The sequence below is a fragment of the Streptomyces melanosporofaciens genome (assembly GCF_900105695.1).
GTDB classification, from domain to species: Bacteria; Actinomycetota; Actinomycetes; order Streptomycetales; family Streptomycetaceae; genus Streptomyces; species Streptomyces antimycoticus.
Map to the genome: position 1 here is coordinate 4760117 of NZ_FNST01000002.1, position 17223 is coordinate 4777339.

18 protein-coding genes and 1 pseudogene are annotated in these 17223 nt (G+C 68.9%); 8 read left to right on the top strand and 11 right to left on the bottom strand.

What is annotated here, in order from left to right; all coding sequences use genetic code 11:
* Nucleotides 1-112: 112 nt before the first annotated feature.
* Entirely contained in the window at nucleotides 113-2551 is a 2439-nt protein-coding gene (locus BLV72_RS23490) for an MFS transporter (protein WP_093464654.1), read from the bottom strand.
* A 128-nt stretch (nucleotides 2552-2679) separates the two neighbouring features.
* Here BLV72_RS23490 and BLV72_RS23495 point away from each other — a divergent pair, with 128 nt between their 5' ends.
* The 3 genes from BLV72_RS23495 (at nucleotide 2680) to BLV72_RS23505 (ending at nucleotide 4567) form a co-directional block, all read left to right on the top strand.
* A complete protein-coding gene (locus BLV72_RS23495; RefSeq protein ID WP_244320924.1) occupies nucleotides 2680-3249 on the top strand; it encodes a MarR family winged helix-turn-helix transcriptional regulator in 570 nt (189 codons plus the stop codon).
* A gap of 314 nt (nucleotides 3250-3563) precedes the next feature.
* Nucleotides 3564-3959 (top strand): DUF427 domain-containing protein, encoded by a 396-nt coding sequence (locus tag BLV72_RS23500; RefSeq protein WP_208905704.1) that lies wholly within the window; start codon nucleotides 3564-3566, stop codon nucleotides 3957-3959.
* Between the two features lie 125 nt (nucleotides 3960-4084).
* On the top strand, nucleotides 4085-4567 hold the full coding sequence (locus BLV72_RS23505; protein WP_093464656.1) for a hypothetical protein: 483 nt from the start codon (nucleotides 4085-4087) through the stop codon (nucleotides 4565-4567).
* Between the two features lie 41 nt (nucleotides 4568-4608).
* Here the strand turns inward: BLV72_RS23505 and BLV72_RS23510 are convergent, their stop codons facing one another.
* The 3 genes from BLV72_RS23510 to BLV72_RS23520 form a co-directional block, all read right to left on the bottom strand.
* Nucleotides 4609-5559 carry a tetratricopeptide repeat protein gene (locus BLV72_RS23510; RefSeq protein WP_093464657.1) on the bottom strand — a complete coding sequence of 317 codons (951 nt, stop codon included), beginning with the start codon at nucleotides 5557-5559 and terminating at the stop codon, nucleotides 4609-4611.
* A gap of 91 nt (nucleotides 5560-5650) precedes the next feature.
* Nucleotides 5651-6277, bottom strand: coding sequence for a DUF6879 family protein (locus BLV72_RS23515; RefSeq protein WP_093464659.1), 627 nt, complete (start codon nucleotides 6275-6277; stop codon nucleotides 5651-5653).
* The gene (locus BLV72_RS23520; protein ID WP_093470504.1) at nucleotides 6270-6542 is read right to left on the bottom strand and encodes a hypothetical protein; all 273 of its coding nucleotides are present in this window, start codon (nucleotides 6540-6542) and stop codon (nucleotides 6270-6272) included. Before BLV72_RS23520 ends, BLV72_RS23515 begins: the two co-directional genes overlap by 8 nt.
* Before the next feature lie 333 nt (nucleotides 6543-6875).
* Between BLV72_RS23520 and BLV72_RS23525 the strand changes: the two genes are divergently transcribed.
* A complete protein-coding gene (locus BLV72_RS23525) occupies nucleotides 6876-7970 on the top strand; it encodes a beta family protein (RefSeq protein WP_093464661.1) in 1095 nt (364 codons plus the stop codon).
* 72 nt (nucleotides 7971-8042) lie between these two features.
* On the opposite strand, the gene BLV72_RS23530 is transcribed toward BLV72_RS23525, so the two are convergent.
* The gene (locus tag BLV72_RS23530; protein ID WP_093464662.1) at nucleotides 8043-8711 is read right to left on the bottom strand and encodes a lytic polysaccharide monooxygenase auxiliary activity family 9 protein; all 669 of its coding nucleotides are present in this window, start codon (nucleotides 8709-8711) and stop codon (nucleotides 8043-8045) included.
* Nucleotides 8712-8928: 217 nt separating this feature from the next.
* On the opposite strand from BLV72_RS23530, the gene BLV72_RS23535 reads away from it, so the two are divergent.
* On the top strand, nucleotides 8929-9828 hold the full coding sequence (locus BLV72_RS23535; protein ID WP_093464664.1) for a DUF72 domain-containing protein: 900 nt from the start codon (nucleotides 8929-8931) through the stop codon (nucleotides 9826-9828).
* 575 nt (nucleotides 9829-10403) lie between these two features.
* Nucleotides 10404-11219, top strand: a complete 816-nt coding sequence (locus BLV72_RS23540; RefSeq protein WP_093464665.1) for a S1 family peptidase — start codon at nucleotides 10404-10406, stop codon at nucleotides 11217-11219.
* Between the two features lie 391 nt (nucleotides 11220-11610).
* Here the strand turns inward: BLV72_RS23540 and BLV72_RS23545 are convergent, their stop codons facing one another.
* The 4 genes from BLV72_RS23545 to BLV72_RS23560 all read right to left on the bottom strand — a co-directional run bounded on the left by BLV72_RS23545 (nucleotide 11611) and on the right by BLV72_RS23560 (nucleotide 14491).
* Nucleotides 11611-12024, bottom strand: coding sequence for a DNA-binding protein (locus tag BLV72_RS23545; RefSeq protein ID WP_093464667.1), 414 nt, complete (start codon nucleotides 12022-12024; stop codon nucleotides 11611-11613).
* Nucleotides 12021-12284, bottom strand: coding sequence for a CopG family transcriptional regulator (locus tag BLV72_RS23550; protein ID WP_093464668.1), 264 nt, complete (start codon nucleotides 12282-12284; stop codon nucleotides 12021-12023). The genes BLV72_RS23545 and BLV72_RS23550 overlap by 4 nt, the downstream gene beginning before the upstream one ends.
* Before the next feature lie 207 nt (nucleotides 12285-12491).
* Nucleotides 12492-13811: a 7-cyano-7-deazaguanine synthase gene (locus BLV72_RS23555; protein WP_093464670.1), complete on the bottom strand. Its 1320-nt coding sequence runs from the start codon at nucleotides 13809-13811 to the stop codon at nucleotides 12492-12494.
* A complete protein-coding gene (locus BLV72_RS23560) occupies nucleotides 13808-14491 on the bottom strand; it encodes a hypothetical protein (protein ID WP_093464671.1) in 684 nt (227 codons plus the stop codon). Before BLV72_RS23560 ends, BLV72_RS23555 begins: the two co-directional genes overlap by 4 nt.
* Before the next feature lie 95 nt (nucleotides 14492-14586).
* Between BLV72_RS23560 and BLV72_RS48025 the strand changes: the two genes are divergently transcribed.
* Entirely contained in the window at nucleotides 14587-15126 is a 540-nt protein-coding gene (locus tag BLV72_RS48025; RefSeq protein WP_167746392.1) for a type ISP restriction/modification enzyme, read from the top strand.
* A 7-nt stretch (nucleotides 15127-15133) separates the two neighbouring features.
* Here BLV72_RS48025 and BLV72_RS48030 read toward each other — a convergent pair whose 3' ends face one another.
* Complete coding sequence (locus BLV72_RS48030) at nucleotides 15134-15412, bottom strand: hypothetical protein (protein ID WP_167746269.1); 279 nt, start codon at nucleotides 15410-15412, stop codon at nucleotides 15134-15136.
* Nucleotides 15413-15457: 45 nt separating this feature from the next.
* Here BLV72_RS48030 and BLV72_RS23570 point away from each other — a divergent pair.
* A pseudogene (locus BLV72_RS23570) lies at nucleotides 15458-15673 on the top strand (tyrosine-type recombinase/integrase); the annotation flags it as partial.
* 303 nt (nucleotides 15674-15976) lie between these two features.
* Here BLV72_RS23570 and BLV72_RS47370 read toward each other — a convergent pair.
* Nucleotides 15977-16510, bottom strand: a complete 534-nt coding sequence (locus BLV72_RS47370; protein WP_143059800.1) for a hypothetical protein — start codon at nucleotides 16508-16510, stop codon at nucleotides 15977-15979.
* Between the last annotated feature and the right edge of the window lie 713 nt (nucleotides 16511-17223).

The window sequence follows — 17223 nt, forward strand, 5'->3', positions numbered from 1 at the left end:
CTCGTCGTAGAGCCTTCAGCGGCGGCCCCGGAGCGTGAGACGACAGGGCCGCCTCAAGCTCCGGGCTTGCATACGGGGCCGCCCCAAGCTCCGGGCTCGGGAGCGGCCCGTCTCACTCCTCGCCGTGACCCAGCAGGAAGTCCACATCCCGCCGCTCGGTGCCCGCCGCGCCGCCGACCGTGATCTGGCGGGTGGCCGGGGCGTAGCCGCTGGCCACCACCGTGTAGTGATCGCCGGTGAGCGCCTCGAAGCCGAAGGACCCGTCGCCGCCGGTGATGACCTGGCCGACCACATCACCGGACGCGTCCAGCAGCGAGACCCGGGTGTCCCCGAGCGGCCGGCCGCCCCGGTCCCGTACGGTGCCCCGGACCCGGGCCGCCGGCGGCAGCTCCGCGTTCACCCGCACCGGCTCACCGATGGTGAGCTCCACCTGGGTGGCGTACGGCCGGTGCCCGGCGGCGGCCACGGTCAGCGTGTACGTCCCCGGGGTCAGCTCCGGCAGCGCGAACTCGCCCTTCTCGTCGGCGGTCGCCGTCGCCGCCACCTCGCCCTCGGGCCCGGTGGCCGTGGCGGTCGCACCGGCCAGCGGCTCCCCGCCGACGGCCCGTACGGATCCGGTCAGCCCGCCCCCGCCGGACAACCGCAGATCGCAGACCACGGGCAGGTCCGTCACCAGCAGCGTGGCGGCCTGCGGCTGGTACCCGGTGGCCGAGCCGATGAGGACGACGCTCGCGGTGTCCGGGGCGGGCACGCGGTACCGGCCGTCGCGGCCGGTGACCGTACGGCCGAGCTGACGGCCGCCGGTGTCGATGAGGGTGATGGCGGCGTCGGCGAGCGGGGTGCCGCCGGGGCCGAGGACCCGGCCGTGGATGACGCCGCCGGTGAGGGCGGACACGTCCTCCGCCGCGTACTCGGCGTAGGCGAGGTCCCCGGCCCCTGCCGCAACCTCTGTCGCGGTCTCCGTCGCGGCCGGGGCGGCCGAGGTGGCTGCGGCGGCCGGGGCGCCCACGAGCGCGGGGGCGGCAACGGGTGCGGAGTCGGCGACCGGGGCGGAGTCCGTCGCGGGCGCGGGCGCCGAGGCGGCCACGGGAGCCGAGCCCGCCAGCCCGGCGCGCCGCCGCGCCGGCAGGAACACGGCGATCAGCAGACCGCCGACCGAGGCCGCACACGCCACCAGGAACGACGTCTGGAACCCGTCCTTGCTCGGCAGCGCCACCCCGCCGAAATCGGTCGTCTGATGCGCCAGGATCACACCCACCACCGCGCTGGAGGTGGACATGCCGATGGACCGCATAAGGGTGTTGAGCCCGTTCGCCGCCCCCGTCTCGGCGGCCGGAACGGCGCTGACGATGAGCGTGGGCATCGCCGAGTACGCGATGCCGATGCCGATGCCGAGCGCGGTGGACAGCACCACGATCTGCCAGATGTAGTCCATCATCACCAGGCCCGCGCCGTACGTCGCGCCGATCACGATCAGCCCGAGGACCAGCGAGACCTTCGGCCCCTTCGCGGCGTTGATCCGCGCGGACAGCGGCGAGACCAGCATCATCGCCACGCCCATCGGGGCGAAGTAGAGCCCCGCCATGACCATCGACTGGCCCAGGCCGTAACCGGTGGCCTTCGGGAGCTGCAGCAGCTGCGGAAGGATCAGCGACATCGCGTAGAACGAGAAGCCGACCATGATCGAGGTGAGGTTGGTCAGCAGCACCTGACGCCGCGCCGTGGTCCGCAGATCGACCAGCGGCTCGGCGGTGCGCAGCTCGAAGACGCCCCACAGCAGCAGGATCGCGACGGCCGCGCCGAACAGCCCGAGCGTGGTGCCGCTCGTCCAACCCCAGTCACCGCCCTTGGTGATGGGCAGCAGCAGACAGACGAGTCCGGCCGTCAGCCCGAGCGCCCCGATGACGTCGAAGCGGCTGGGGGTGCGGACGGAGGACTCCGGGATGACGGAGAGCACCAGGGCGATCGATATCAGGCCCAGCCCCGCGGCCCCGTAGAACAGCACATGCCAGCTGGTGTGCTGGGCCACGAACGCGGCGGCGGGCAGCCCCAGCGCACCGCCGATGCCCAGCGACGAGCTCATCAGAGCCATCGCCGAGCCCAGCTTCTGCGGCGGCAGCTCGTCCCGCATGATGCTGATGCCGAGCGGAATGGCCCCCATGGCCCCGCCCTGGATGGCCCGGCCGATCACCATCACCACCAGGTCGGAGGTGACGGCGCAGGTCAGCGAGCCGATGACCATCAGCGCCAACGCGACCATCAGCATCCGGCGCTTGCCGAACATGTCCCCGAGCCGGCCCATGACCGGAGTGGAGACGGCGCCGGCGAGCAAGGTGGCGGTGACCACCCAGGACGCGTTGGAGCTGGTGGTGTGCAGCAGCTGGGGCAGCTCGGTGACGAGCGGAACGACCAGCGTCTGCATGACGGACACGGCGATACCGCAGAACGCGAGCACCGCCACGAAGCCACCGCCGACCTCCCGCGGGAGCGGCGTGCCGGACGGCGCGGCGCTCAGACGTTCCGCGACGCGAGGTGGGGCTGACTGGGGCATGCGAATGCCGCCTCCAAAGAGATTTCGAGAGATGTGCGAAAAGTGGAACGATGAGAGATGTGTATCCTACACACGACGTGTATCGTGCACACTTCCAATGAGGGGCGCGGGGGAGGCGAGGAGGAATCGTGCCGGATCGGCGGCTGGAGCGGCTGGAGCGCGAGCTCATGCTGGTGGCCAGGTGTTCAGTCCTGACACCTCGCGAACGAAAGGGCCAGGCGACGGAGGCCCAGGACGCCCCGGCACAGCCGAACACCGGCCCGGCGGCCCTCAAGGAGCCCCACCCGGATCGCTGCACCGACGAGCCCTGCGCCGTCCCCACCCGCCTGGACCGCTCCGGCTATCTGCTCCTCTCCCGCCTCGACGCCGAGGGCGCGATGTCCATCGGCCAGCTGGCCGACGCGTTCCAGCTCGACGTCTCGACCGTCAACCGCCAGACCGGCGCCCTGCTCCGGGCCGGCCTCGTCGAACGCATCCCGGACCCGGACGGCGGCCTGGCCCGCAAGCTCCGCATCACCCCGCAGGGCGCCGACCGCATGGCGTCGGAACGGACGTGCCGGCAGACCGACCTGTCCCGGCTGCTGGAGTCGTGGCCCTCCGATGAGGTGGCCCGCCTCGAGGACGTCCTCACCCGCTTCAACCGCGAGGTGGAGCGCCAGGAGGGCCGGGTCTGGCCCCGCGAGCCGGGCGAGGCGTAACGCCCTCCGGAATGACGGGTAACGCCTCCGGAATGACGGCGGCGCCGAGGACGTTGCCGCACACAGGAGACATGACGCCTGTCACACCGGGCAGCAGCCGGGAGACACCGGAGGGTGCGACCCGGAAAGCACCGGAAGGTGCGACCCGGGAGACACCGGAGGGTGCGACCCGGAAAGCACCGGAAGCTGCCACCCGGAAAACACCGGAAGGTGCCACCCGGAAAACGCGGCAGGCGTCACCCCACCCGGGAGACACCCGAAGAAGTGTCCCACCCACCCGGAACCGAACCGCATACCGAGGAGGCCAGGAAGAGATGACCACCCCCGCTTCCCACCCGCAGACCACCGGCACCGGCGGACACCGCGTAGACGTGGAGCGCGGCTCCCAGCACGTCACGGTCACGATCGACGGCCGCGTCGTCGCCGAGTCGACTCGCCCCCTGCTCGTCCACGAGACCGGTCTCCCGGTCCGCTACTACCTCCCCCCGGAGGACGTGGACCTGACCCTCTTCCAGCCGACCGACTCCCACACCACCTGCCCCTTCAAGGGCGAGGCCGCGTACTGGACCTACCGCGGCGCGGCAGGCGACGAGGCGGAGCCCCGGCCGGACGTGGTGTGGGCGTACCCGCAGCCGATCGAGAAGGTGGCGGAGATCAAGGACCATCTGTCGTTCTACGACGCGGTCGCGAAGATCGAGATATCGGAGTAGAAAACCGAAGCCAAAGGCGGCACGGCGGCGACCACAGCCGACGCGGCAGGGGGGCCACAGCCGCCACAGCAGGGATCACCCCATCAGGGGCCTTCCGGGAACCCCCCGGAGGGAACCCCTGACGCGTGCACATCCACGCGTACTCGTGGCTGGGTGAGAAGGAGCTGTTCGACCGGGAGGCCCTCCGCCGCCCACCCGACCGCCCCCACCCGCCGGTCACGGGGGAGGACGAGGCGTACGTCCGCGAGGACAAGGAGCGCTACAGCACCCTCCTGGAAACCTTCCGCCACTCGGAACTCCCCCCACTGGAAACGTCCCTCTGGCTCCTGAAGTCCCCGGCCCTCATCCGCGCCACGTTCGAGGAGCCCAAGGACGCGGCGGCCTGGCTGGGCCGCGAACTGACCGAACACGCCCCCGGCTTCCTCTCCCACCAGGAAGCCGACACCGCCCGCCTGGCCCGCCTGGTCACCACGGCCGCCGACCGCCTGACCCACGGCACAGACGTCTCCTTCGGCTTCTACCTGGGCCGCACCTCATTCCTCTCCCTGGCCCTGGTGACGTGCTCCCCGAACCACTGGGCCCCGGACCTTCCGTGCCCCATGGCCTGACGCGCACCCGCCCGAGGGCCCGGGCCCGGGGCTCGGCGGCCTCAGGGCTGAGACGCCCCCAAGGCAGCATCGATCCGGCTCCGCAGTTCGACCGCCCGCGCATCGTCGTACGCCGCCAGCGTGCACGACGCCTCCTCCCAGTGCCGCCGTGCTTCCTCTTCCGCGCCACTACCCCCGGATCCGCGCAGCGCACTGGCCAGGCCGTCGAGTGCGAGTGCCAACTGCCAGTGGTCGTCGAGCTCGCGATGGGCCGCGGCCGCCCGCCGGTGGAACGCGGCCGCCTCCTCGAATCGGCCCAGTCGGCCGTACGCCTCACCGGCGGCGTTCCAGGCACGCGCCTCCCGCGATCGGTCCCCGAGCTGCCGATGCAGCACTGTGGCCCGCTGATATGAGACCAAGGCGTCCTCGGGGCGGCCGTCGGCCACCTCGGCCTGCCCGAGGTCCAGCAGCCAATACCCCTCCCAGACATGATTGCGATGCCGACGGGCGATCTCGACGGCGCTCCCGGCGGACTCCAGGGCGTCCCGTATGGCGCACTGCTCCCGCTGTACGGCGCTCAGAATCCGCAGGGCGTTGCCCTCACCGCCCTTGTCGCCCCGCTCCCGCATCGTGGTCAACGCCTCGTGAACGACCCGAGAGGCCTCCTCGAGCCGACCCGCCTCGTAGCCCACCGTGGCGATATTGGCGAGCAGCGTGGGCTCCCACTCGGACGCTCCGAGCTCCCGGAAGAGGGCCAGCGCCTCGGTGAAACGCTGCTTCGCCGCCTCCAACTGCCGTGTCCGCACATGGACCAGCCCGAGCGCGTTCAGCGACAGTGCTTCCCCCAGCCGGTCACCCAGCTCACGACGCACCGCCAGGGCGCCCTCGTGGTACCGCGCCGCCTCCGCCGGACGGTGCGACTGCCGGCAGGCCATGCCCAGGCTCTCCAGAAGCCTCGCCTCCCCGGCGCGGTCACACACCCGCGGACCCCGACAGCTGCGACTGCGTCCCATGCGGCCCCTGGGACTGCGGCGCTTGCGGGGATTCCGGCGCTTGCGGGGATTCTTCCTGGGCGCCTTCCCGCTCTCTGTCCTCGTTGATCGTCTACTCCGCAGCTGTCGGGGGCGGCAAAGGGGCCACCTTGCGCTCAAAGTAAGAACTCATCTCTTCACCGGCTTCATAAAGCCCCTCGATGAACTCCTCCCACCGTGTCAGCACGTCCGGATCAACGAAGCGCACCGCACCATCGCTGATTCCCCGACTGTCATAAACGACCTTGTACAGCGTCCGGCCACCCAGCGAAACCAGCTCCGGCAGCGGCCCGCTCTCCTCGAACCCCTTGATGTGCTCAGGGCCGACCACCCTGATCCGCTCGCCGCACTCGGCCCGCAGTCGCAAGAGGTGCAGTTCCCAATGGAGGTAGGGAACGATCGGCTCCTCCACGACCCGCACCCGATAGAGGCTGAAGTTCCGCTTGGCCGCCTCGCCCATGTATTGCAGCAGTCCGTCACGTCGTTGCTCAATGAGCCGCAGAGCGCCTTCCCAATCGCCCTGCGAAAAAGCTTTCCAGCTGTCGCTGCCGGGCTCCTGGAAATGCTGTTGCCGCTCCAGCTTCCACGAGTCATGGCCCTCGTCATCCCACACACGCTCGCGGAAGTCGGCCCTGTAGGCGTCCCGTGACAGCCGATCACCCTGCGAGACATCGAGAACAGGAAGCTCAAGGCTAAGCATCAGGAATCTCCGCCTTCGCCGCGCTCAATGTATTTCCCGGAATCACGACGAGCCGCTCATCCATGGCGATGCGGACATCCACGGGCAGACGAGACCGATACGCATCGGTGAGGTCTCGTCCGATGACGGCGATATCTCCGTTGTCGAGCTGCCAGATATCGGGGCAGTCGTCGTGGTCGCCGGTAGTGCCCAGTTCGCTCGGTGACTTCCCTAACCGACGCACGAATGACGCGGACGGGTCCGCATCCCATGAACGACGAGCCATCATCCGCCTCCCGTAGACCTTTCCGCCCTGACTCCCGCTGGCGCCGCGACGGCCCAGGCATGCACGGCAACGGATTGTAGGGGTCCCGGTCACGGAGAGCAATTATTTGAGTGTTTGACTACTTGCTTTCCTGTGCCATTTCGGCCATTTGTGATCGGGGCCGTCACAGGACTCATACGGCTCACAAGAACCTCCAGTGTGATCTGCTCCGCGTGACGGAGCCGATCACCGGCCGGAACTGCGCTCTGCCGCAATTGCGCCCTTCCGATACCGGGCCCTCCCTCTTCATCCTTCAACCAGGAGCGATTCAGCGGGGTCGAGGGGGGATCCGCGATGGTCGAGCCGATCTACGTACCCGTACTGCCGACGCGCCGGAGCTCATGGGACGCCTACGCGGGCCTGGCGACAGAAGTACGACGACGTGTCGCACCGCTGTGGACGGTCGTTCCGCGCGTCGGGCCGGAGCGCACCAGAGGGGCGAGCCTCGCAACGGACCCGGACACCGACTCGCCGGAGCTGGGCCGTTGGTTCACCGCACGCATGGACAACCTCATCAAGGCGATGGGCGGGCTCGCCGGTTGGGTGGACCCCGTTCACATCGAGCGGCACGTCGAGGCGTCGGCCATCGGCTTGTGGCACGTGGCGACCAGAAGCGAGCTACGCCTGGTCACCGGCCCGGAGCGAGCCCCCGCCCTCCAGCGCCATGCCGCCGACCTCGCCTCCCTCAGCGGACGAGGCATCGGCATACGCGTATTGCTCGACGCCGCGCGGGACGAATCGCGCTCCGAGGACCTCCTGGCCCTGGTCGGCCAACTCCGTCTGCCCCCGTCGCGGCTCGACCTCCTTCTGGACATCGGCATGGTCGCGGACGCCGCCGAAGCGGCCAAACTCGCCCTCGTCGGCGTAGACGTCCTTGCCACCCTGGTCCCCTGGCGCACGGTCGTCCTCACCGGAGGAGCCTTCCCCCGCGACCGGGACCACCCGGATGGGCGGCCGACGCGCATCTCCCGGCGCCACGACTGGCAAATCCACCAGTCGGTCCGCGCCTCCCGCCCGGAATTCCCGGGCCCACTGATCTACGGCGACTACTCCGTGGAACACGCGCACAGCGCGAACGTCTCCGCCCGGCCCTACGGCCCCCCGTACGGTCTGCTCCGCTACACTGCCGCACACGACTTCCTCATCGCCCGGGCGCCCCTCAGGGGTCCCGACCGTGCCGCCCGGGTCCGGGCGATGGCCCGTCGGATGGTGACGTCCGACTCCTTCCGTGGCATCGAGGACACCACATCGAGCGACGGTGAACGCTGGCTCCACACCTGCGCCTACGGCGACGGCTCGGCCGGCTCAGGCAACGCCGAGAAGTGGATTCAGGTCGGCCATCTCCAGCACATGAACTACGTCGCACGGCAGTTGATCCGGCCGAGCTGACCCCGCCGGACGGGGCGCGTCCGTGCATCCGGCGGGGTCGTGGTGCTGGAGCCTGAGCGTTAAGGGGGCCGCTCAGCCGAAGTTCACGTCACTGCACAGGAAGTACGTCTGGTCCATGTGCGACGCCTGCCAGATCGTGTAGACGACGTGGCGACCGGTGTAACCGGAGGTGCTGACGTCGATCGCGTAGTTCTGGCTGGGGGCGTACTTGCCGGTCGTGGTGACCAGTTGCAGGTCACTCCACTTGAGCGGCTGGGTGGTGGGATCGTACCCCTGGCGGGACACATACACCTTGAAGTAGTCCGCACCGTGGCTGGCCTGGTCGTACAGCTTGACGGTGAACTTGCCGCCGATGTTCGTCGTCTGCCAGGCGCCGGGCGTGTCCAGCGAGTTGTAGCGGCCGCCCTCGGTGTGGCCACCGCTGCACAGCTGCCCGTCCGGGATCACCGCCGGGAAGTTACCGGCGGAGCCATTGCGGTACAGCCCGTTCCAGTTCCACATGGCGTTCGGGTTGTCCTGCCAGGCCTGCCAGCACATGGGGTCCAACTGCGCCATCTCAGGGTTCTGGAAGTCGTCGCCCCAGCGCAGCCAGCAGCCGTAGTTGCGGGAGGCCGGGTCGACGACCGATCCATGGGCGCTCGCGGTGGTGGACCACGGGATCAGGCACAGCAGCGCCGCGGCCAGCAGGCCAAGGGCGCGAGACGCCCAACGTAAGGAATTGCCGCGTTCATGACAAATCATTTCGCGATCTTCCTCCATCGTCCTCGGGGGAGTGATTGGGATGGGTGGGAGCGCTCCCAAGATGGCTGCTTCCCGGACGACAAGACCTCGAAACCTGGAGCCGCGGCGGCAACACCCCACCCGAAGCGCCGACCGGCCCCGAACTGCCCAGAACCCGAAACCGGTTGACCTCCTCCCTGGCAGTGCCGCCCGCCCCGACCCGGGGTAGTCGGCAGGGATGGGCGAGATTCTGGTCGGCACCTGTTCATGGACGGACCGCGCGCTGGTGTCCAGCGGCTGGTACCCGCCGGGGCTGCGCGACGCGGAGGGGAGGCTGCGGCACTACGCCGCCCAGTTCCCGGTGGTGGAGGTCGACGCCACGTACTACTCCCTGCCCAGCGCCCGTAACAGCGCCCTATGGACCGAGCGCACCCCGGACGGATTCCGCTTCGACGTCAAGGCGTTCTCCCTGCTCACGGGGCACCCGACGACCCCGAATGCCCTGCCCGCCGACCTGCGCCCCGCACTGGCCGGACGAAGGGGTGGCCGCCCGAGGCCCGCAGCCATCGATCCGGGGCTGCTCGACGAGGTGTGGCAGCGCTTCAGCGGAGCGCTCGAACCGTTGAAGAAGGCAGGGCGCCTCGGCACCCTGCTCTTCCAATTCCCACCCTGGTTCGCCCCGGACGACGCACAGGCGAAGCCGTTCCTCGCCCAATGCGCACAGCGCATGGCGGACTGGCCCGTCGCCGTGGAGTTCCGTCACCCCGGCTGGTGGCAGGAGGACGAGCGGGCCGAGACCGAGGCATTGCTCAAGGACTGGGACATGTCCGCCGTGGCCGTGGACATGACCCAGAAGCTGCCCGCCTCCATACCCCCGGTCACTCCGGTCACCTCACCCCGCCTCGCGGTGGCCCGCTTCCACGGCCGCAACGACGCCTGGGGCTCCGGCAGCAAGGAAGAGCGGTTTCGCCACACCTACGCCACGGACGAACTGACGGAGTGGGTCCCGCGCCTCCGCGGAATGGCAGAACGGGCCGACGAGGTCCACGTCCTGTTCAACAACTGCTGCGCCGACGCGGCCGTCCGTGCGGCGGAGTCGATGCGGGAGCTGCTGGGCGCACCCGTGGGCCCGGGGTGACGGCGTGGCCGACGCCAGGCAGGCCTTATGGAGTTCGAGTGCCCATGCGGACTTGAGGTCGACGCGCCACTTGTTCTGATCTCTGCGGGTTTGAAACCACGTCAGGGCACCGGTGGTCCCGCCCACAACTAACGCGACCAGCCCAGATATCAGCGCTGACGCAACTTGGTCGTTCATGGGGGTGCGTTCCTCCGGTCGTCAGCAGCGCTCGCCAGGAAACGTGCGGTTGTGTGCTTCCCGCAGGCCAACGGCCTGTGACTGAGCGCCGTAGTAGGCGAGTCTGAGCGCTTTAGCTGGCGGGCAGGATAGCGCCGGAAACATGGCTCTGCTCCCGATTCGGGCGAAACCAGCACCCTGGCCCGCCCGCAGTCCCTCGTCCTCGGCCGCCACGACCGAGCTGCCCCCCCGCGCGGTCGGCCGAACCGTCCGTCCAGCGAGATGTGCCGTCCCAGGACGGGGATGGGGACGGACGGGGGGTTATCCCTACCGTGTTCGGGCTCGCTACCCGGATGGCCCGGTGGACCTTGACCAAGCAGGGTGGACGCATCCGGATCTACGAGCGAAGGAAACTCTGGATGTTCAGCTTGAAGTCGGTCCGCCGCCGTGGGGCGCGGATCACCGCCGTCGGCGTTCTCGCCGTCGCGGCGTGCGCCACCCTGATGACCGGCAGCGCCGGAGCGATCGTCAACGGGACCGATCCCACGGAGCAGTACCCGTTCATGGCGACGATCCCGGAGTCGGCCCCGAAGCACGGGCTGTACGACGGTACCTGCGGGGCGTCGCTGATCGATCCGCAGTGGGTGCTGACGGCGGCCCACTGCGTACAGGGCGACGGCCTTGAGCTGGACGGCATCGTCCGGATCGGCAGCGAGGAGCGGAAGTCCGGGGGAACCGTCCGGGCGATCGAGCGGACCGTCATCCACCCCGGCTATGTAAACGGTGACGGGAAGGCCGCCAACCAGCACGACATCGCGCTGGTCCGTCTGGACCGCCCGGTCGCCGAGAAGCCCATCCGGATCGCGGAGCGGGCCGGACAGCCCGGCACCCCGACCCGGATCCTGGGATTCGGCACCACCGTCGACACCGAACTCAAGTTCGCGGAGCGGTTGCGGGAGCTCGAGACGCGCAGGGGCGCCGACGCCGAATGCGCCCCCGGCTACGCGGACCGGACCCGGCTGTGCACGATCAGCCGCGTGCCCGAGGCCATGGCGTGCTTCGGGGACTCCGGTGGGCCGCAACTCCAGAGGGGCCGGCACGGGCGGTGGGAGCTCGTCGGAGCCACCTCGGGCCCAGGCGCCCCGGGAGTCGCGTGCTCGGCCGGGCCGGGCCTCTACACCAATGTGCCCGCCTACGCGGACTGGATCCGGGAGACCCTCAAGCGCAAGGCCTGATGCCTGAGAGCCGCCGGGCGTCGCATCGACCCGCTGCGATGCCCGGCGGCCACGCCGTAGGCCGTAGTGGGGCGCCATGCAGATCATGGCGAATTGGGGGGCTCTTCGCCTGTAGTCGTCCCCGGCTGCACATATGCGAAGACCCCGCACTCAGCGTCTCGGCTGATGGCGGGGTCTGCTGGCACCTCGTGCGAGGTGGCCCCGGCGGGGGACGCAGTACATGGGGACGAACCGAGCCGTTGGTGGGCGATGAGCTGGTGATCCAGACGGTCGTCCCGGTGCGTCGGGCGGGCAAGTAGACGATCGGCGCTTCGGCCTGCGGCGGCCTACGGGGGCGCCTCACGGGTCCCACGCGTGCGGCGCACGTCCGGCAGGCGCGGGGAGCGCGCCGTCAGATCTTGATGACGGTGACGCGTCCGCCGCACAGCGCCATGAGGTCCTCGGGATCGGAGGTGAGCACTGTGGCGGGCCCGGGGGCGGCGAGGGCGGTGGCGCTGAGCATGGCGTCGATGGCGTACTTGTGTCCGTGCAGGCCGGTGTCGGCCAGGAGGGCAGCGGCGTGGCGAGCGAGGATCTCGGTGATCGGCTCGACGACGATGCGGGAGAGCGTCCACTCCAACGCCGGCCGGTTGATCCGGGGGTGGACCACTTCCACGAGGGTGGCGGCGCTGGTGATCACCCGCATGTCGTCGGCGCGGGCCAGGGCGAGCCATCCGGTGACCGCGCGGTCTCGTAGTACGGCCTTGGCGAGTCCTTCGCTGTCGAGGACCAGGGTGCCGCCGGGTACGGCAGCGGAGCGCGTCACGCGGCGTTCGCTCCGTCGTGCGCCTGCTTCCTATGGGCCTGTTGGAGTTGGTCTCGGAGTGCCTGGACTTCCTCGTCGGTGATGGGCCCGTGCTCGGCCTCGGCGACCGCGATGAGTTCGTTGAGGTTGTCCCGCTCGATCTGGCGGGCCACGGCCGCGGCGACGTAGGCGGACAGGCCGGACGGCCCGCTGCGTGCGCGAGCGGCTTCTGCGATGTCCCGCGGCATCGTGATCGAATACTTCTGTGTAGGCTCACTCATGCCCTTTATGCTACAGCGCATGCTCCCTGTGGCATCTTGAGTGTGCTCCAGTCGACCTGGCTCGATTCACGTGGTGCTGTGAGCAAGCCGGACGACCCCGAAACCGGCTACGTCCTCGCCCGCAGCGCAGAAGCCGGCACTCGGACGTGAGGGGAGCGACTGGAGCCGGACGAGGTCGGCCCGGGCCGAACGTGAAACGGGTACGGATCACGACGCTTTCCGCGGCGTCCTCTTGCCCGCCCATGCGATCAGCGCCCGCAGTTCCTCCCTGCCCCGCTCGACCACCTCCATGAGTGAGGCAGGCTGCGTATCGGGCGGTAGTGGGGCGTCGGCCACCAGATCGAGCATGCTCCACTCGGTGTCCAGCCACCGCCGCAGGGCCTGCCAGTTGCCGGTACGGGAAGCGGGCAGGGCAGGGTCCCAGGGATCAGCCGCGTACGGCGTGCGGTCCTCGCCGAACGCGTGTAGCAGGCCCGAGCGGCGCACCAGGCACGGGTAGCAAAGGCCGCAGTGTGCGAGTGCGGGCCCAGCGGGTCGGCGGTCGGGGGGAGCGCCGCAGCTCAGAGTTGCCTCCAGCACCCGCTGCGACATACCCGCGTCATGGGCTGCCGCACAGACGTCACCTTTGGTGAGCGTCGCGAAGGGATTCTCGACGCGTATCGCGGATCCGGGCTCCGCGACCTCGGAGATCACCCGGTTGAGGTGGTGAAGTGTCCAGGGGTGCACCGAGCGGGTCGAGCAGGCTCCGGCCCGGGCGGCGGACAGCGGTGGGTTGAGGGCGAGTTGGCCGTTCTCCGGAAGGTGGACTACGGGGACGTGCTCCGCTGCGGCCGCGTGCACGGCGGTCGCCGCGTATAGCAGGCCGCGCGAGCGGGTGGTGAGTTCCAGCTCGATGCCGCTGCCGCGTGGTTTGCGTACCGTCTGGCTCTGGGTGAGACGCCGTACCGGGCGTCGCCGCAGCCCGCGTACGGCCTCGTACACCTGATCCTGCAGCGCCTCGAAGTTCCGTTCCTCGAAGGTGACGAGGAGCAGGGCGCGGGCAAAGGGCAGGGCGGCCTGCTGGGCTGCCCAACCGAGGGAGTCGAGACCGCCGGAGAACAGGGCCACATCGTGCGCGTAGTCCTCGTCGGTGAAGGTGAGGGGCCCTTCCCGAACCGACTTCCCGTGCAAGGGCCGGAAGACGACCTCCCACAGGTCGCCCGTCACGGTCTCCAGAACGGCCGTCAGGGAGGCCAGGGCCCGGTCCCATCGCTCGGGACGGGCGACGGGCACGGAGAGGGTGATGCGGCGGGTCCAGTGGTCGAAGCTTTTGGCGCGGCGGGCGTACCGGTCCGCCGCGAAGACGGCGCGTGCCACCCGCTGGAGATCATCCGCCCAGTCCGGGGCGGGGGCGAACAACGGTCGTCGGTCCGGCCCGCGTGACGGGCGTTCCCAGTACATGGCGTCGTGAAGGGGCTGCCAGTGCATCGGCGGTGCTTCGGCGTCTGGACGGGAGAGCCAGAAGAGCCGGGTGTGCGCTTCGGTCATGCGGCGGATTCCCCCTCGTACGGTGTGCCGTCCGTATCCCCGTTCGGTCCGCCGGAAAGCAGACCCAGCGCCCGGCCGGCCGCTCGGGGAACGAGTCCATGCGCAACGAGCCGCAGGGAACCGATCGGATCCCCGACCGCCGACGCGACCTGATCCGTCTTCTCCTCCGACTCTGTTAACTGTTCGGCTTCTTCGCACGGGTCCGGCAGCAGACGCAGTACGTGCTCGGCTATCCAGTCGGCGAGATGGTCCTCGGGATCGAGCGCGGGCAGCAGTGGGACCGTGATTTTGACCTTTTCGGCGATCGCGGTACGCAGGAACTCAGACACGACACCGGCGAAGAAGCCTCGGTAGAGGAGGCAGAACACCTCGCCGGACAAACCGTTGTCGCCGGGCTTACCGGCCTCGGGATGCCGCTCCAGGAGGCGACGGGCGGATGCCGCGGCGGCCCGTCGTACGGCGGCGTCCGTCACGGTGCCGCCTTCGCCTCCCACGGTGGCGGTGAAGCGGGCGGCGAATTCATCGCCGTCCCGGCTCACTGCCCAGGCGTCCACGGCGGTGGTCAGCCGCTCCCCGGCTGCGCAGGCCGCCTCGTAAAGACCGAAGGCCGTCGGCTCCTCCCGAAGGGTCCTGTGGAGCACCGCCACGTGCTCCGCGGCGATGTCGTCCAGCCTCGCCACGGCATCAGGGCCCGGCCGCCAGGCCGAGACACGTCCGCTCGCGCGACTCCACTCAGCCGCCATGCCCGTACGGCCGCCGGGACCTGGCCACCGCGATGACGTACCCACGCCTCACCCTCCCCCTCCGACCAGCGAGACGGTCGCTCTTCCAGGAGAGCAAGAAACCGAAGTCAGGAATAGGGCGCGCACCGGCCAGGCCGGGGCAGACGTCTGGACCTTCCCGAAAAGGCTGTAGCTGTGTGGGTTCAGGGCATCACGCCCTGCACTTGGGCGGCGGGCACGTCAGCCCTGTCCCCGCCGAGGTATGGAACTATGACGTCGGTGGCATGCAGATCATCAAGAAATGGTTCGGCTACCGAAAAGCCAACTCCAGCAGCCGCAAGACCAGCCCCCTGGGCGACCTGCATGTCGAGTCCTGGCCAGCCGACTGGTCACGGGAGCTCAGAGAACTGCTCTCCGTGCTGCGCCGACTAGTTGACCTCGCGCCCGCTCAGCAGGACCTGCTGGACCGCGTCCTCGCCGCTCCCACGATTACTACAATCGACCTTGAGAAGGTCGGCATCCTGCCGGTCTCCGACAAGGCCCGCAAACCCCACCGCGGAGTCGTACTCCCCGAGGCCGGCGAGGAGGCGTAGTGCCTGGTCAGCGGGCACAACGCTCCACGTACGCCACTGCCTCCGTCACGCTCCATGCCCCGTCGGCGAGCTGGCGGAGCGCGTGCAGTTCTGCACCGAGTGAGGGTGTGCGTTGCTGGAGGGTGTCGGCGAAGACGCTTACCTCGGCCAGGCGCGCCGAGAGCGCGGCGCACTCGGCTTCGAAGTGCGCTGCCCTTCCGCGCGGCGTGATGGCCAGGTGCTCACCCTTGACCTCCAACAGCCCCATCCAGCTGAGATCTTCGAGGTCTCGGACCGCCACCGCCACGGGCTTCCACCTGAATCAGACCAGTATCCCCGGCTTGCTCGGGGGCTGTGCGCACGGCCGTCGCTGTGGCACGCATGCGTGTCCCAGTGGCTCAACTCCGGGGTTTCCGCCCCGGAGGTCGCAGCGCGGGCCGGCTACTCGGTGGACGTGCTGCTCAAGATCTACGCCAAGTGCATCGATGGCCAGGAGGCCGAGATGAACGACCGGATCATGAAAGGACTTGTAGAAGGGGAGCTGGAGACGGATCCATCCTTCCTTTGACAGGGCCTGCTACTCCATAACCAGGTGAGGGGACCCTCGGAGGAAATCCGGGGGTCCCTTCACCTCCATGCCAACCGGTGGGAAGAGGCGGTGTACCTAGGCGCTGGCTGAAGGATGAATGCTGACGCATAACTCGCATTGGGGGCCTGATCGAATGTCTCTGGCCTTATTAACTTGGTCCTCCGTAGCCCTCAGCCAGCTTTCCTGTGCATCCTGCTTCTCGCCGGCTGAAGACACTGGTGCGGTCCTCAGTCTGCTTTGAGCTGCAGAGATATCCATGGCGGAGGGGGCCGCGACGACGTACTAATGCGGGACCTTGTCTAGCTCCGTTCTCGCCCAGATGACAAGTTGCCTCGTTTCCTCTTCGCGTTCGGCCTTGCTCTCGAGATATTCATTGGAGTGCGGCATGCCTCCGCCACCGGACTCCAATCTATCCCTTACGGCCCACATCTCTCGGCCTGCTGCCATGAGGAGAAGGTCCATTCGATGGATCGCATCGACGGGTCCTGCAAGTTTAACGCGATTAGCGGCCTTTTCAAGGTTTCGCATCGCGGCTTCTAATTGCGTGTGCGCTTTCAGTGTGTCCGAAATTACGCGATTGGGTTCTGTTTCGGTTATCCACTTCCAGGATTTAGCGCACTCGGATGCCAGAATTTCACCTGCGGTCAGCACTTCAAGATATGTCGCTCGACGTTCGTCCCTGACCGTCTGGGCATGGGCTACGCGTCCCTGGTCGCGCGCCTGATGTCTAGCGGTCAAGTATGTGAGGCAGGCCGTGCCCAGCGTGCCTACCACGCCAACCGTTGCCCCCAGCACCGCAGCCAGACCCTGATCCATCGGTACATGATGCCTGGACGCGGTTGGTGGTGTTGAGGGAAGCCGTGACGTTGGCCGACGCCTTCACCGTCCAGTAGCCCCAGAATCTCGTCTTCCTGTGCCGATGTCGCGCGGCACTTCGACGAGGCGGGTGCGCTGTTGTTGCTGCGTCGGGGCTGCAGAACCACGCGGTGAGGGGGCGCGGTGCGTTGACGTGCTGGGGAGCCGCCGAAGATCAACACGTCATTACAACGTGATCACTGGCAGAAGGCTGCGTTCGGTGGCATCCGGCCGCACATACGCGAAGACCCCGCACTCAGCCTCTGGGCTGATGGCGGGGTCTGCTGGCACCTTCTTCAAGGTGCCCCCGGCGCGGGACCCGGTAAATGGGGACGAACCGACCCATTGGTGGGCGGTGAGGTGGTGATCCAGACGGCCTTCCCGGTGCCGGTGCACCGAGCGCGCACGTAACCGACCGGCGCTCCGCCCGCACCGCGTGGGAGCCACCTCAGGCGGCTCCCACGCCACCACCAGGCGGCTTGGCCGTGAGGCAACCCTCTCACCGTCGGGTACGGCCCTGGCTGCACTGTGTAGCCACAGCGTGCTCGGACCACCTCGACCGGAGGCAGACATGGCCCGTGCCTGGGAGGCTGACCCGTCCGCGTTATTCGAGCGTCCGTCTGAGGAGATCGACCGAAGAGCTGGGTCATCACGTTCGCCGCCACGGGGCACCC

Coding starts and splice junctions, on each gene's coding strand:
- BLV72_RS23510 (WP_093464657.1), bottom strand. CDS start 5,559: ATGGGACGCAGTCGCAGCTGTCGGGGTCCGCGGGTGTGTGACCGCGCC.
- BLV72_RS23530 (WP_093464662.1), bottom strand. CDS start 8,711: ATGATTTGTCATGAACGCGGCAATTCCTTACGTTGGGCGTCTCGCGCC.
- BLV72_RS23490 (WP_093464654.1), bottom strand. CDS start 2,551: ATGCCCCAGTCAGCCCCACCTCGCGTCGCGGAACGTCTGAGCGCCGCG.
- BLV72_RS23550 (WP_093464668.1), bottom strand. CDS start 12,284: ATGAGTGAGCCTACACAGAAGTATTCGATCACGATGCCGCGGGACATC.
- BLV72_RS23525 (WP_093464661.1), top strand. CDS start 6,876: ATGGTCGAGCCGATCTACGTACCCGTACTGCCGACGCGCCGGAGCTCA.
- BLV72_RS23500 (WP_208905704.1), top strand. CDS start 3,564: ATGACCACCCCCGCTTCCCACCCGCAGACCACCGGCACCGGCGGACAC.
- BLV72_RS23520 (WP_093470504.1), bottom strand. CDS start 6,542: ATGGCTCGTCGTTCATGGGATGCGGACCCGTCCGCGTCATTCGTGCGT.
- BLV72_RS23535 (WP_093464664.1), top strand. CDS start 8,929: ATGGGCGAGATTCTGGTCGGCACCTGTTCATGGACGGACCGCGCGCTG.
- BLV72_RS23540 (WP_093464665.1), top strand. CDS start 10,404: ATGTTCAGCTTGAAGTCGGTCCGCCGCCGTGGGGCGCGGATCACCGCC.
- BLV72_RS23555 (WP_093464670.1), bottom strand. CDS start 13,811: ATGACCGAAGCGCACACCCGGCTCTTCTGGCTCTCCCGTCCAGACGCC.
- BLV72_RS48025 (WP_167746392.1), top strand. CDS start 14,587: ATGACGTACCCACGCCTCACCCTCCCCCTCCGACCAGCGAGACGGTCG.
- BLV72_RS47370 (WP_143059800.1), bottom strand. CDS start 16,510: ATGGATCAGGGTCTGGCTGCGGTGCTGGGGGCAACGGTTGGCGTGGTA.
- BLV72_RS23515 (WP_093464659.1), bottom strand. CDS start 6,277: ATGCTTAGCCTTGAGCTTCCTGTTCTCGATGTCTCGCAGGGTGATCGG.